This window comes from Megasphaera indica (assembly GCF_046614755.1).
GTDB lineage: Bacteria > Bacillota > Negativicutes > Veillonellales > Megasphaeraceae > Megasphaera > Megasphaera intestinihominis.
This window is the reverse complement of the sequence record NZ_JBKKJR010000047.1, coordinates 1-920: the sequence shown is the minus strand read 5'-3', so window position 1 is coordinate 920 and position 920 is coordinate 1. Positions and strand designations below refer to the sequence as shown.

Genomic DNA, 920 nt, shown 5'->3' with positions numbered 1-920 from the left:
CCCTGTCCTGAACCAGCATGAAGGAAAAGCTCCGCTTATCCGCTATCTGGCGGTTCCCGTAGGGTACCGGATGTGGACGAAAGAGCAGACCAAACTTGAATTAGCCGGTGACTTCATCGAGGAGGTGATGCCCTTACTGAAAGACCGGCAGGTACTGTTGCTCTTTGACAGTTGGTACGCTAAAAGCTCGCTGATAGAACGGGGTTTGCAGTATCCCGGACTGGACATCATCTGTAATGTCCGCAGTGATTCGGCAATGTATGAACTACCGCCATTGCCTAACGGCAAGCCGGGACGCCCGAAAAAACGAGGAAAGCGGATTCATATGAATGATTTTACGCTGTCCTGGAATATGGACGGTATGCAAGTGGGGCATCGGATTGTTTTGACCCATATCTGCGGGAATCGCCGTATCCATGCTTATGTCAGCTACACTACATCTGGCTCCCGGCGGCTTTTCTTCAGCACCCTGAATCCCAGTGACCTGCATATGAGCTGCGCCTGGCAGGAACGAAAGATCCTACGGTACGCACCGGCAGAAGGCATGGACTATTATCCTTTGAAGCTGTACAAGCTGCGTTGGGCCATCGAAACCAACTACTATGAGCAGAAGGCCTTCTGGTCGCTGAATGCCTACCGGATTCGCCGCCAAAATGGTATTGAACATAGGGTGAACCTGGTAAACCTCGTTCACAGCAGCCTGAAAATGCTGCCGTATCTGGACAAGCATTTTGCGAAGTACCAAAACGCCAGTCCACAAGAGCTGCGAAGCCATATAAGCTGGCAAATACAGCGTGAAATATTTTTAGGCACTTTGGTCTCTAAAGCCCAAACCGCAAAAAATCCAACGGACTTAGTGCAGGCCTTGTGTAAACTGGTTTCGTCAACTTCCGAGGTAGCGTAAAAGTTGTAAAGTGCTG

Annotated in this window: 1 protein-coding gene; it reads left to right on the top strand. The window is 50.2% G+C overall.

Features of this window, described 5'->3' with window-relative positions:
* On the top strand, nt 1-904 hold a 904-nt coding region (locus tag ACFCTO_RS12115; RefSeq protein WP_499876967.1), incomplete at its 5' end, for an IS701 family transposase.
* Nucleotides 905-920 lie beyond the last annotated feature (16 nt).